Source organism: Vibrio hibernica (assembly GCF_015223435.1).
GTDB lineage: Bacteria > Pseudomonadota > Gammaproteobacteria > Enterobacterales > Vibrionaceae > Vibrio > Vibrio hibernica.
In genome coordinates this window covers 1-14,020 of the sequence record NZ_VHKO01000055.1, presented here as the reverse complement: position 1 = coordinate 14,020, position 14,020 = coordinate 1, and the positions used below count along the sequence as shown (strand labels likewise).

The following is a 14,020-nucleotide window of genomic DNA, read 5'->3' as shown; positions in this document are numbered from 1 at the left end:
GAAACGTGTTAGAGTAAATGCACAGCAGATCTAGTCGGTAAGTAATTGCCACTACAAAGGTGTTATAAGGGGCTGTATAAGAAATTGCTGCTCAATGCTAAATTGATGAAGCACAAATCTTTGTTTACCTTACTATGAACACCATTTGATTCACTCACGATACATGAAGACTAGTATTAGTAATCAAGGTAAGCACGCAGGTTAAAGATTAAGGGTAGCTCCTATTACTAGTTGATGAACTCTCAATAGAGCTAATAGCGCAGATTTAAAGGGTTTTAGTTGATTATTGGTAATATTGTCATTGGGTTAATAACCATCTAGCAGTTGTCTCATCGGTGACCAATCCATTTATCCAGTGTCCTTTTAACGCCGCTAGAATCGCAGAACGTTTGTCTTCGCCAAACGCGGCACCAATGCGAGGGCAATCGTTGTTGCGCATGTCGTAGCTGGTGATGAAGGTGTTGATCGTGCAATCAACCACTTCGCCTTCGGCGTTGATAAAGCGGCCCAAAATTTCACCAACCGCACCTTGCTGATTGAGCTCATCAGCCTTGTCGGATGAAATGAAACCATCTTTGATGATAGGGCTAGCTTTACTCAGTGAACCAATGCCAGTAAACACCACACTCGCGCTGTCAGCAACACGCGCAACTTCTTGAAATACGCGCATGCTCTTCCAGAGCTTGAGTTCCTCGCTCGAAGTGGCGTAACGCGGAACGGGCAATTGGTAATAGTTAGCCCTAATTTTACGCGCTAAAATCAGCGGCACATCGTCATAGTAATTACATTGCCCATCTACACCCATAGCACTGATCAGCGCTACACATTTGCTGTTTGGTGATTCGAAATCAATACGGTTGATCGCCTTTTTCAGCGTCAAGCCAGAGCCGATACCGATGACTTGATCCTGCTGGTCTTTGGTGTATTTGGACATCAATTGAAAACAACCAAACGAGACGTTATCCAGGGTTTCATCGCTGCTGGTGGTGGGTACGATGTTGCATTCCACCAACTGGTACTTTTCTTTGAGCAGCTCTGCGTAATCTAAACAGGTTGAAACCGGATGGTGTAGACCGACCGATACAATTCCTTCTTCTTTCGCTGCGGCGATCAAACGTTGAACCACTGGGCGTGACAATCCTAGCTCAGCAGCAATATCGCGTTGGTTACGGCCAGAGATGTAGTACATCCAAGCTGCGCGAACCATCTGATCAGTTTTGTAAGTGTCATCTTTAGCCACGTTAATTCCTTATTTTCAATGCCTTATAGCATGAGTGAAATCATTGTTTCTTTCTTTGGCGCGTCAATAGGTCGTATCTTCTCGCGAATATTTAATGAATGCAATATCAATCAATTTTTCACAAATGAACAAAAGAACGTAATTAGGTCTTTTGTTCATTTGTGATCTGTGGCTCTTTATTTGGGTTTTTGATTTATTAGAGTGGCGTCATTAAACAAAAACAAGGAACTATTATGAAAAACCAATACACGTGGCTTCACATCGGTCTAGGCTCATTTCATCGTGCGCACCAAGCTTGGTATCTACATAAATTGCTCGAATCGGGCGATAACAGCTGGCACATCGCAGCGGGTAACATTCGCAATGATGTGGAAGCGACCATTGAAGCGTTGAGATCTCAAAATGGCGAGTATGTACTGGAAACGGTCAGCCCTGCAGGCGAACGTGATTACGAAGTGATCAAGTCAATTCAGACACTGCTACCTTGGCAGGAAGACTTAGCACCTTTGGTTAACGAAGGGGCGAAAGCGCAGACGAAGGTTATTGCGTTTACCGTCACAGAAGGTGGCTATTATCTGAAAACCGACCACACATTAGACGTAGATAATGCGGTATTAAGTGCCGATCTAAATGGTGCTCATCAAACCATTTACGGGACGGTGACGAAAATTTTGGAGCGCCGTATTGCCGATAACACAGGTCCGGTGACATTGCTCAACTGCGATAACGTACGCCACAACGGTGAGCGCTTCCGCGACGGTCTGATGGAATTCCTCACTCTGACAGGTAAAGAAGAGGTGCTGCAGTGGGTAAAAGCAAACTCCACCTGTCCAAATACTATGGTGGATCGCATTGTTCCTCGTCCTGCTGCTGATCTCCCTGCACGTATCAAAGCTAAAACCGGTATTGATGACAAAGCGCCAGTGATGGGTGAAACCTTTATTCAGTGGGTGATTGAAGACAACTTTAAAGACGCACGACCAGCGTTAGAAAATGTTGGTGTGGAAATGGTGGATTCGGTCATTCCTTACGAAGAGGCGAAAATTCGTATCCTCAATGCATCGCACAGCTGTATCGCTTGGGCTGGCACTTTGGTTGGTCAGTCATTTATTCACGAAAGTACCCTTACCGATTACATTTATCAAATTGCGCACGACTACGTGAGTCAAGATGTAATCCCTAGTTTGGGCGAAAACGGTATCGACCTGCCGACATACCGTGATGTAGTGCTTGAGCGATTCACCAACCCTTATATTAAAGACACTAACCAACGTGTGGCGGCCGACGGATTCTCCAAAATTCCCGCGATGATCACCCCAACCATGATTGAATGTTATCAGCGAGGTGTGGCTCCTCAGGCGACTGCGATGCTGCCAGCGTTGTTCTTTGTATTTATGTTGCAATGGCATAAAGGCCTACTGCCATATGAATACCAAGACGGCATTCTAGATACGCGTGCGGTGCATGAGATGTTTGAATCCGCTGATCCAATTGCGGTGTATGCGCAAAATAAAGCTTTGTTTGGTGAACTTGCCGAGAATGCGGAGTTTGAAACTCTTCTGCGCGAGAAAATTGCTGCTACTTACTCAATGATTCAATAAGGGGCTGTCATGTATTTAGGTATTGATCTTGGCACCTCGGAAGTCAAAGCTCTGGTAATTGATGAACAGGGTGAAACGGTTGCCACGCACAGTGCTCCGCTGACCATTCAGCGCCCTCATCCACATTGGTCGGAGCAGGCGCCACAGGAGTGGTGGGAAGCGACCAACTATCTGATTGGTTCGCTGCGAGAAAAGTGTTCTGAACATTGGGGGTCAATCAAAGCAATTGGCCTTTCTGGTCAGATGCATGGCGCGGTTCTATTAGATGAGCGAGATGAGGTGATCCGTCCGGCTATTTTGTGGAATGACACCCGTAGTCATCGGGAGTGCCTTGAACTGGAAGCCGCCGCACCAGATCTGCATGACATCGCTGGCAACCTAGCGATGCCGGGTTTCACCGCGCCGAAGTTGCTTTGGATTCGTAAGCACGAGCCGGACCATTTTGCTCGTATCAACACAGTTCTGTTACCCAAAGACTTTCTACGTATGAAAATGACCGGACGAAAAATCTCGGACATGTCAGATTCTGCGGGCACGTTATGGTTGGATGTGGCGCAGCGTGACTGGTCAGATTCCTTGCTCGATAAATGCCAACTCAGCCGAGCGCAGATGCCAGAGTTGGTGGAAGGTTGTGAAGTTTCGGCTTCTTTGTCAGCAGAGGTAGCACATAAGTGGGGACTGAGCCCTTCAGTGATTGTTGCTGGTGGTGGTGGTGATAACGCCGTTAGCGCAATTGGTGTAGGCGCCGTGAATCCGGGGGATGCGTTTATTTCTCTTGGCACTTCTGGTGTGCTGTTTGTGGTCAATGAACAGTATCGCCCGGCGCCTGAGTCTGCGGTGCATGCTTTCTGTCATGTGTTGCCACAGCGTTGGCACCAAATGAGTGTCATGCTCAGTGCGGCCAGTTGCCTGCAATGGTTCTGTCGCATTGTTGGTGTGACAGAGGTTGAATTGCTGGAAGGCATCGCGCAGTTAAGTGAGGAAGAGAAAGCCAAAGCGCCACTTTTCCTACCTTATCTGTCTGGCGAGCGCACCCCGCACAATGACCCTCAGGCAATGGGGATGTTCCACGGAATGACTCATTCCACCAATCGCGCACTACTGGGCTATGCAGTTATTGAGGGCGTGAGCTTTGGGATTACCGACGGACTACGTGTATTGCAGGAAAGCGGCACCCAAATCGAACAATGTTCTCTCGTCGGGGGTGGGGCACGCAGCGCGTTTTGGGCGCAACTGTTGGCCGATACACTCTGTCTACCTATTGTCACCCATAAAGGTGGAGAAACGGGTGGGGCGCTCGGCGCGGCTCGACTGGCGTGCCTCGCTTCTGACAAAGCCGTCGAAGATGTGTGTAAAAAACCGGAAATCTTCCGCGTCTATCAACCATGTACAGAGCGTGAGCCTGTGTTGAGTCAGCGTTATGAGCGTTTCCGAGCGCTTTACCAAAACGACTTAGCTTTACGGTCATAGCATTGGCGCTAACAGCCAGAACTTAGAAAGATAACCACAAATAAAAGCAAGGACTGCGCCCCTGAAAAAGGGGCGTGGGATTCCTTTACCCTACAAAACGAGGAATATATGGAAAATGTAAGCAAACAGTGGCTTGGATTGCCGCTAAATCTGATATGGGGATATATCGCCATTGCTATCTTTATGACGGGAGATGGGTTTGAACTGGCGTTCCTGTCGCACTACATCACCGAGTTAGGATTTACCCCTGCTCAATCATCTTTGGCGTTTACGCTTTATGGTTTGGCCGCAGCGCTGGCCGCTTGGGTGTCTGGGGTGGTAGCGGAAATCATAACACCGCAGAAAACCATGAGAATCGGCTTTTTGCTGTGGTGTATTTTCCATGTCTTGTTCTTAACGCTGGGGCTAAGTCAGTCAAACTACGCGTTAATTCTTCTATTCTATGGTATCCGCGGGTTGGCTTATCCACTCTTTCTCTATTCCTTTATTGTGGTCATTGTGCACAACGTTCGTAGTGATGGCGTCAGTTCTGCACTTGGTTGGTTCTGGACTGTGTACTCAATTGGTATTGGTGTAGCGGGCAGTTACATCCCAAGCTTCACTATCCCTTGGATCGGCGAGTATGGCACCTTGTGGTTATCGTTAGCATTTTGTGCAGCAGGCGGACTGATCGCCATGATTGCCCTGCGTAATGTTAAAATGCCAACCCACATGCACAACCTGACCAATAAACAGAAACTGACCGAGCTGAGCCGCGCCGTCACGCTACTCTATACCAATAAAAATGTGCTTTACTCCAGCTTCGTACGCATTATCAACACCCTGTCGCTATTTGGTTTTGCCGTCATTATGCCGATGATGTTTGTTGATGATTTAGGATTTACAACATCCGACTGGCTTCAGGTATGGGCGGTGTTCTTCTTTACCACCATTTTCTCTAACGTCTTCTGGGGCATCATGGGTGAGAAACTTGGCTGGATGAAGGTTGTACGCTGGTTCGGCTGCATTGGAATGGCAGTTTCTAGCCTCGCGTTTTATTACATCCCTCAGCACTTTGGCAACAACTTCTATATGGCGCTGATCCCCGCTATTTCTCTGGGCATTTTCGTGGCCGCGTTTGTACCAATGGCTGCTGTGTTTCCTGCACTAGAGCCAAATCACAAAGGTGCAGCGATTTCTGTCTATAACTTGTCCGCGGGGCTATCCAACTTTCTTGCGCCAGCAATTGCAGTGGTCTTGCTGCCGTTTTTCAGTACGATAGGCGTGGTGATTGCCTATACTGCCTTGTATGTGTTGGCGTTTTTCTTCACCTATTTAATTAAAGTGGAGCAACCTGGTTTCGAAGCGAGAGGCGTTGAATCGAGTAAAGTTACTGTTGCGTAAGACGGTTTAGAGTATGGCAACGCTTTTGGTTGCCATACTTTTTCTATTTTTTGAGGTAAGTATGAATAAAAAAGCAGTTATTTTTGACATGGACGGTGTAATTATTGACTCTGAACCTTTGTGGCAGGAAGCACAGATTGAATCGTTGGCTAGTGTTGGCGTGACCGTCACCCGTCAGGACTGTGAGCAATTGACAATGGGGAAGCGTGTTGATGAAATTGCGCGTACTTGGTGTGAGATGTACTCACTGTCCATGCCAGAAAAAGAGTTGGAAAGTCTTATTCTGACTAAGCTGTGTAACCGAATTTCCACCACTGGTGAAGCAATGAAGGGTGTCTATGACGCGTTAAGTTTTTTCTCACAGCAGGGCTTAAAGCTGGCACTCGCAACCTCATCGAACCACGTGGTGATCAAAGCTGTCTTTGATCGTCTTAAACTGTGGGATAAATTTAGTGTGATTTGCAGCGCAGAAGATGAAGAGCATGGTAAACCTAGCCCTGATGTTTATCTGACTGCGGCTCACAGACTTAAGGTTGATGTTGCTGATTGCTTGGTGATAGAAGACAGTTTTGTCGGTCTGACTGCTGCTAAAAGCGCAAATATGATGACTTGCTTAGTTTCTCCATATTGTCAGCATAGCAAATTTACTAAAGCAGATAAACGTTATGTCAATCTAGATTGTTTATTGCAAAGCTACCGAAACTCCCATACTTGTTTGGTACTGCCCAGTTGATAAGTTTGAATATTAATCAGACAAAGTCTGACTAACTCCCTAGTTCTGAATGATTTGTACCAGTATGACTGGACAGTTATCTAAGCGAGACTTGCCATACTTCAATTAATTCGTTCATTGCTAAATTAATAAATGAGTAACTCGGAATTGTCCAGAGATGTGTCAGTGCCGAGCATGACTAACATACCTATGCCTCAACATGAGTTTGGCTTTACTTAATTACCAGCACAGCGGTGGTCGTGTTGTGGTGGTTAATCCACTTTATCTTCTTGCCTTTTCTATCAATATCCTTAAAAATAACACTGTGTTTTTGTACAGTGTTATTTTTAGGTGTTTGCTATGAAAGTTATCCCCATTTCTGCTGGAGCCGGCATTACCGGTTTTGAGTCACCTGCTGCCGAATATTCTCAACTGAGCTTATCGCTCGATGATTTGTTGGTTGAGCACCCGAGTTCGACTTTCTTATGCAAAGCCTGTGGCGATTCGATGCAGAACGTCGGCATCTTTAACCAAGATATTTTGATTGTTGACCGCCATGAGACCTCTAAGAATCTTGACATTATTGTGGCGAACTTCAATGGTGAGTTTGTTTGTAAGATCCTTGATATAAAAAACCGCTTGTTACTGTCAGCAAACGAACAGATTCAACCCGTTTCTATCTACGATTATGACCAGTTTTCTATTGAGGGGGTTGTTGTTCGCTCTATACGCTGTCACCGGCCAAGTTATTTGTTTGCGAACTAGCCTATGTTTGCCTTAGTCGATGCCAATTCTTTACCGCGACAGGTTGATTCTGAAATAAATCTGGAAAGGTATGTGTGATAAGGCTTCTCAGCCTTTTCCAGAAAAACAGTAGTTTTTGACTATTTTTCCTAAAATTCGAGTTTTTAGAATACCAATTTCCAGATAATCTGTCACTTCCCAAAAGGCGAGGCTCAAGGTGTGGTGGACTGATGGATAGCGCCACCAAACTCATTTCTGCCCCAAAACTGTTTAGCTCGAGATTCCTGACCACTTTCTCATGTCAGTTCTTGCCCAACTCTCCCTAATAGTGGACTATGAGCTTAGTTGAGCATTTACGACTAGACAGACATGTTCTGCAATTTGTGAGTGGAAGGAAGGATAAGACTTACAGAACAGTATGTTTCTGTCATGGCGTCTGTAATTTATGAAAATTTTATATAGACACTGTCTGCTGAAAAGACACTGTTAGGCGAAAGAAATGGAATACATTGTGGCACCAGATAGTTATATAAGCCTCATCGGTACTGTTACGCTTTTAGTATCGATATTTTGCTTGTTTGTTACATTTATAGAAAAGCTAAGAAATCACGCGACTAAGCTATTTTCAATAATGCTAGTAGCGTCACTGTCTTTCTTTTCCTCTCACTGGGCTACCTATTTTGCGGCCATTTTTATAGTTGCAACCGCAGTTACTGAGCTTGAGTTCTTGCAGAACTTGGCAGCGATAATTAGAAAAGATGAAAATTATTTCAAATATAAGAAAGAAGCCTTAAGTAAAGCTGAAAATATTCGCCGAAAAGCTGAAGAGGCAATAGAAGAAGAGTACACATCGGAACAACCAGAAGAAACTGGCGATTCCTCAGTTACTAAAATCGATTTATCGAAATTACAAGAACTTTCGAATTCATCAAGGATGAAGTTATCGTTTGAGGTTGAAGATAAGGCTCTCAATTATTTGTCAAAGGAATACGGTCGCATTGAAAGAGGCGTGCGCTTCAGAAAAGGTAGTGAGTCAGTTGAGTTCGATGGGGTTGTTGCAAATGGGCGAGATAAAGAAGACATCATTTTCGAGGTTAAGTGGACGCGAAACCCTGATCATGCCTTTATGTTTATTAACCACTCAGTACGAAGGTCCGCCGAGCAATTAAGTTCCTACTCGTCAATAACTGGCAAAAAACCAATTTTCAACCTAGTTGTGGTGACTAATACGAAAACAAGTTTTGGTAGCGACCGATGGCAGAAGCTGAGCGAAAGGGCAAAAGAGTCTGGTATAAACTTAATAAATTTAAGCCTTAAAGAAATTGGTTTCGAGGTTACACATGAAATCGCCTAACAAGGCCATTAAATTCGCTTCCTGTGGTCGCCGGACGCCCGCAAGCTCGCGCCGTTTATGGCGGCGTTATATTTTCGAGGAGGTTCAGTGAAAGGTCTATTTCTAGGTGCTGGTGCTTCAGTCGAGTGTGGTATGCCGCTCGTTTGGTCGTTTACTAGCATTTTGTCGAATAATATTTTATCTAGATTGGATATAAAACTGTTCAATTTCCACGATGATGAAGCGATAAAAAAGAGGTTTGCTTCAGTTTTTCAAAGTGACACGATGCACTATGAAGAAATGGTTAAGTATTTAGAAAACTGGAAACTAGAAGCGAAAATACCTAAAGAAGCACAAATTGTTGATGGTCTAATCAGGCAGGTCACTGAGTGTATTCAGTTATTGCTACTAGAACTTCAAGAAAAATACCTACCTCGAATGAAAGTTAGGTTCGAAAATTATTTTGGTTTAGAGGCTTTGCTTGAACAACAGGGCAGAATTGAAATATTTTCTCTTAATCACGACCTTATTATAGAAGAACTGTGTGCATATTATAATTTGGGACTAAAAGACGGTTTTTACGCTAATAGAGAGCATGGTTACAAGAACATAGGTGAATTTAGGCTGATTACTTCGGAAGAACTATCTGAACAAAAACTAGACTTCTACGAAGAAAATGAAAAAGGCGTAAACTTGCTGAAACTCCATGGTTCTTTTGACATTTTCGCTATTGAAGACAAAAAAACGTACTTAAAGTCAGTGGGCAATGAAGGTTTCGGCTCTTTTGTATCTGCAATCAGAGATATTGAGTCAAAAAGCTTAGATGTCTGCCAAAAAATGCAAACTCGAGGTGTTAATGAGTTGTTCGTTAATGATTCTTCAGGTGAGTTACAATTTCTAAGGCGCTCATTGTTGTCCGGAGGTCATAAGTTCAAAGGTAAATTTGAACAGATTGCTCCTGTCGCATTATTTGACGCATTTAAAAGTAGAATCAACAATGTGCAAGAGTTGGTGGTTATTGGCTATGGCTTCGGTGATGAGCACGTGAATGAAGTCATGCTAAAGTGGTTATCAAACCCTAATAATCAGTTAACGATTTCCAACCCGTACTGTGACGAAACTCCTGATATTCTGAAAGCTTACCAAGCTCAGGTGAAAATAGTTAAGAAAGGCTTAACAGAATACCTATTGTCTATAGACCCATCCAAGGATACTTCAGAAAGGAAGGCTCAAAGAGAACTAATACAGTATCTAGAAACTCTTTCCCCTGATGAAATCACTGCGTTACTAAAAAGAGCCGCTCCCTTGTAAGTTATTCAGTGAAATGAAAATATAACAAACGGTCAAGGAATCAACATACTTTTCTTAATCTGACTGAAACGCTGTATAGCTTCAGTCCTAAATCGTTTATGTCCAAAAGTGATCTAGGGAAGAATGAGGCAGTCGTGTGGAGTGTTTGGTAGCCCACATCAATATATCAGGTGGATTACTTGATTGGCACGACCTGACTTCTTTTCAGTCTAGAAAGCTCCTCCTGAAGATCTGCATTTTCATGCTCCAACTTATCCACACGAGTTAACGCCTGAACCAGCTTATCATTCAAGTGATGCTGCGCAGCCGCAAATAAGGCTAACTTCTCTCGCTCCGTCTCATACTTAGCCTTGTAGTTATCCTTGATACGCTTTTGCTCTTTGAGCTTAGTGCGCACGGTCTGGATCTCTGGCCGGATTATTTCACCGTTGCCTGCCGCGATTTCGGCTTTAGTCTGTTTAACCTTTTCAACAAACTCGAGGTAGTAATAGCCACTGCCGTTGCCTAGGTTCGCTTCCTCCTCAACAGCGCGCACACTGAGCTTGCGATGGGCTGGGATACGCTTAGGCTTACCCTGTTTAATGCGTTCTAGAGCCGCTTCAAGCGCTAGTAATGTGTTTTCGCTCTTATTCATGAGCTCGCTACCTTTAAGTCAGGTTCGAAAGGGGTAAATGGCAGTTCAAAATCAGCCATGACTATCTCTGCGGCTCTTACTTGGGTGATGTAGTGGCTACGCTCACTCACCGAAATATCTTTGTCGGATTCCATATAAACAACCAAACTGTTATGCTTTTTCTGCCACCACCGAGCTTGTTCCTCGTCAATGATGCTGCTGCCTGAGCCGCAATCGACACAGAATTGCGGCATGACAACACCATCCATATCGCAATTGTATCCATTTTTACAGTAGCTATGAGTCGTGCCATGAAGGGTGAGCTTACCATCCTTGACGGCCTTGTAGATAACATCCCACGAACTGTAGATGGTTGGGACATCTCCTCGCATTTGCATGATCGCTTTGCCATGTGAGCCTGATAATTTTTCACTAGAGTGCCACTGTTTGAAGATTTTATTTGCCGTGGTTTCAGCGTTAATGTCCTCAAGCATAGACTGGATTTTTTCATCCACAACAAGGCTTCGATAACTGGCTAGCTTGCCACCGTTGGTATACCACTCGGTCATAGCAAGATACAGGTGCTTGAACTGCTGTTTGAGAGCGACCATTGTGCCAAAACGGTTCTTAATGCAATAGAATGCCAAAGAGCGTCTAAATTGGTGTGTAGACATGTGCCAAGGCTTACCGACTAGGACATACTTTTTAACCCTCCCATGTGATTGAGGGTTAGAATCTAGGCATTCTTGGTAGTCTTCCTCTGTCACAATAAAATTGAATTGCTTGCAGAACATCTGAAGACGTACACTCCAGTATGAGATTAATGTGGGTGGTTTAGAGCGAGCTGATCGGTTAACCCAAAGAGTGTTTGTGTACTTTTTATCTGGATAGGTCACTTCTTGTCGCCACCTTTCAGTTAGCGTTGTCATGAGTTCAATTGCGATCTTAGATGAACTGGCTGTTATCCATGTTTCTCGTTTTTCACCCAACTTAAAGGTGTGTGATTGGAGCATATGATATTCACGACCTTCAAAAGTATCCTTGTAATAGCTATTTGGCGTGAGCTTATCTAACTCTGAATCACGCATACCACTAAAACCACCACACACGATGTAGCTTGCATTGATTAACTGCCCTCGATATCGCTGAAATTCCGAGCTATTGGCAAGTGGTATGTTCGGCAGTTTTTGTGCAAGAGGCGAAATAATATCCCTTGGGTTTCGAGGTTTGTTGTCACGTATATAAGCGACACGTATACTTTTATCTATTTCGCCATTAGCCAACATAAAGGAGAAGCTTTCACCACTCGCCACCTTTTCACTGAGACGTCGATCACCTTCACGGTAATTCTCTTGAAGTTGACTCTCGACTTGAGCAATTAGCTTCCTTTTAGGGTGTGCTTCCTCAATCAGTCCAATCGCTTTGCTATAAATGGCATTGCACAAACGCTCTGGAATGGCCAGTGTTTGTTGTGCCTCTAACTGAATTAACCTTCTAGCAACAACGTCGGACTTTAAAGGTCCAAGAAACTCATGCTTAACCTTATGCCATGCTGAATCTCTAATGATTGAATTGATAGAGACAACACATGTCCTTATTGAAGATTGGGAGTATTGTTTTTCAACCAAATGCCCTTCAAAGTTAGTCCAATTTGATGATTTCGAAAGAGCGCGTATAGAATCAAAGCCTTGCTCTACCAGATGACTGTAAGGTATGTTCGTATATTTGAGTCTTGAAAGTACACTACTAAACTTCAAAGCCTTACGCTGTTTTGGACCTTTATTGAATAACCAACCGTAGGTAAAAAGTTTCAACTCTCGCTGTAAGTCTTTATTGGTATTCAATTGATTGAAATTAAGAGTGTTCTTATGTGCACTTTTGTTTCGTGAAAACGCAAAGCAATACCAAGCGCTATCACCGAAGTAGGCTGTTACCTTGCCAGATTCATCCTTGCAGACCACAACCTTATCAAGCTCATCAAAACGTTCTTCATGATAGAGCGTGACCACATCGGCTTCTTCTACTTTATGCTGCTCTGGGAAGCTATCTAAATATAAGTGCTGAACTGGCATTACACGCTCTCCTGTTGACGATTAGGGATTAAGAAAAGAATGGATTCAGGCTCATTCCACACTGGGTGAAGCCCTTCATCATTCAGTTTTTCTTCAGCTTGTTTTAAAATTTTAGAATTGATATCGGGAAGAATTTTAGAATCTATAAACACTATGACTTGTTCAAAATTCTTGCGGTAATGGTGAGCATCCAAATGTAGGTACAGCGACTCTTCAATGCACGCCCTAAATGACAGCAAGCACCAAATATCCGCAACGGATTGAACGATGACTTGATAAGGACAACCAAAACATGCCAATAAATCCGCACAAGCCAATCGCTCTCCATTCTTGGCTAGCCCTTGCTTCAGCGCCTTTTTGGTGTGCTTTTCTGACTTACTACCAAAGGGGTCACTACAACTGCCACCATTAGATGTGCGACTGAGATTTGGTATTTCAATCGCATTCTCTTTTTCAATCACAAGCACATCAATACCAAGGTTTTCTTGTGCTTCCTTGGGTGATACGCCTTGTTTTATTTGTTCTTCACGAATGGCGAAAGTATCTTGCAGCATCCCATTGTTACTGTATTTATTGCCTTCACTGTAACTCTTTTTTCGAGTATTGGATGTATTCCCAAGCATAATGTTATTTACTATTTCACCCTGATGATAAGCGGTTAATCGTGCGCCTGTTTCACGAAAACGACTTACCATAGGGCGTAATCGTCGCCCCGTTTGATCGTTGAAAGTGAAGTACCTTTCCACCCAATGTGCAAGGAAAGAATTTAAGGTATTCCTTTTGACAGGCTGTACTTTTTTCATGGCTATAGTTTGCAGTAGTAGAGCATCTTCCCCAGTAGAAATTAATCGTGAAACCTCAAGTAACTGATCAAAAAAGTCCATCGAATATTTTGGGATTTCTAGTTCGTGTTCACCCATTTCCACAAGAATGGTTTTAAACGCTCTTCGTTTAAATGCTGGCATCGTATACCATGCCTCACCAACTGTGGTTGAAGCGTTCTCTGGTTGCTTTAACTTGAACAAATCACTTGTGTTTACGTAGGTGTAATACGCCATTAGATATGTAGCAGCGGACATCATCTTAGAGATAGCTGCACATAATTTGTATTCACATCCTTTCCAGTGAAAGGTCATGGTTGGTATGCTCTGATACGCCTGAATATGTTTCTCAGGATTATCTATAAACTGTTGATGCGTTTGCTTAAATAATGCCCTCAAAAAAGGGAGTATTTGCTTTAAGTCACTTCGAGTGTAGGCTTCAAAAGGTTCGGCATCATCATTATATCGCGTAACAATATTATCAAAGTACGAGTGAGGTAAATCTAGATATTGAGTAAAGATGACCTGCAATAATGCGTGGCCTGTTCTATAGGTTGAGTTTTTGATTTGCCCTAGCATGACACGCTCATCTTCAAAATTCATATAGCCTTCGATTGATGATTGAGTAAAGGTTTCAACATCTCTCTTGTCACACCACCGAATGTATTGAGATAACTTTACGAAATAGCTGTATAGCTTTTCGTGGCTACCACCTTCCTC

Annotated in this window: 11 protein-coding genes; 7 read left to right on the top strand and 4 right to left on the bottom strand. The window is 43.7% G+C overall.

Translation table 11 applies throughout. The features are described 5' to 3' along the window. Positions 1-298 precede the first annotated feature (298 nt). Positions 299-1,240 carry a sugar-binding transcriptional regulator gene (locus FH976_RS13635; protein ID WP_089138380.1) on the bottom strand — a complete coding sequence of 314 codons (942 nt, stop codon included), beginning with the start codon at positions 1,238-1,240 and terminating at the stop codon, positions 299-301. 233 nt (positions 1,241-1,473) lie between these two features. On the opposite strand from FH976_RS13635, the gene dalD reads away from it, so the two are divergent. The 7 genes from dalD (at position 1,474) to FH976_RS13600 (ending at position 9,794) form a co-directional block, all read left to right on the top strand. Then, positions 1,474-2,841 carry a D-arabinitol 4-dehydrogenase gene (dalD, locus tag FH976_RS13630; protein ID WP_089138381.1) on the top strand — a complete coding sequence of 456 codons (1,368 nt, stop codon included), beginning with the start codon at positions 1,474-1,476 and terminating at the stop codon, positions 2,839-2,841. A 9-nt stretch (positions 2,842-2,850) separates the two neighbouring features. Further along, a complete protein-coding gene (xylB, locus tag FH976_RS13625) occupies positions 2,851-4,311 on the top strand; it encodes a xylulokinase (protein ID WP_194091385.1) in 1,461 nt (486 codons plus the stop codon). A 108-nt stretch (positions 4,312-4,419) separates the two neighbouring features. Beyond that, on the top strand, positions 4,420-5,694 hold the full coding sequence (locus tag FH976_RS13620; protein WP_194091384.1) for an MFS transporter: 1,275 nt from the start codon (positions 4,420-4,422) through the stop codon (positions 5,692-5,694). A 61-nt stretch (positions 5,695-5,755) separates the two neighbouring features. Beyond that, positions 5,756-6,427, top strand: coding sequence for a hexitol phosphatase HxpB (gene hxpB / locus FH976_RS13615; protein WP_176319261.1), 672 nt, complete (start codon positions 5,756-5,758; stop codon positions 6,425-6,427). A gap of 339 nt (positions 6,428-6,766) precedes the next feature. Then, on the top strand, positions 6,767-7,171 hold the full coding sequence (locus tag FH976_RS13610) for a LexA family protein (protein WP_089138384.1): 405 nt from the start codon (positions 6,767-6,769) through the stop codon (positions 7,169-7,171). Between the two features lie 478 nt (positions 7,172-7,649). Then, complete coding sequence (locus FH976_RS13605; RefSeq protein ID WP_194091383.1) at positions 7,650-8,504, top strand: hypothetical protein; 855 nt, start codon at positions 7,650-7,652, stop codon at positions 8,502-8,504. 87 nt (positions 8,505-8,591) lie between these two features. After that, a complete protein-coding gene (locus FH976_RS13600; RefSeq protein ID WP_194091382.1) occupies positions 8,592-9,794 on the top strand; it encodes a hypothetical protein in 1,203 nt (400 codons plus the stop codon). 175 nt (positions 9,795-9,969) lie between these two features. On the opposite strand, the gene FH976_RS13595 is transcribed toward FH976_RS13600, so the two are convergent. From FH976_RS13595 to FH976_RS13585, 3 genes are all read right to left on the bottom strand, one after another. Further along, positions 9,970-10,428 (bottom strand): hypothetical protein, encoded by a 459-nt coding sequence (locus tag FH976_RS13595; protein ID WP_194091381.1) that lies wholly within the window; start codon positions 10,426-10,428, stop codon positions 9,970-9,972. Next, positions 10,425-12,479, bottom strand: coding sequence for a site-specific integrase (locus tag FH976_RS13590; RefSeq protein ID WP_194091380.1), 2,055 nt, complete (start codon positions 12,477-12,479; stop codon positions 10,425-10,427). The genes FH976_RS13595 and FH976_RS13590 overlap by 4 nt, the downstream gene beginning before the upstream one ends. Beyond that, positions 12,479-14,020, bottom strand: a 1,542-nt coding sequence (locus FH976_RS13585; RefSeq protein ID WP_194091379.1) for a hypothetical protein, incomplete at its 5' end; no start/stop codon positions are given. The genes FH976_RS13585 and FH976_RS13590, both read right to left, overlap by 1 nt.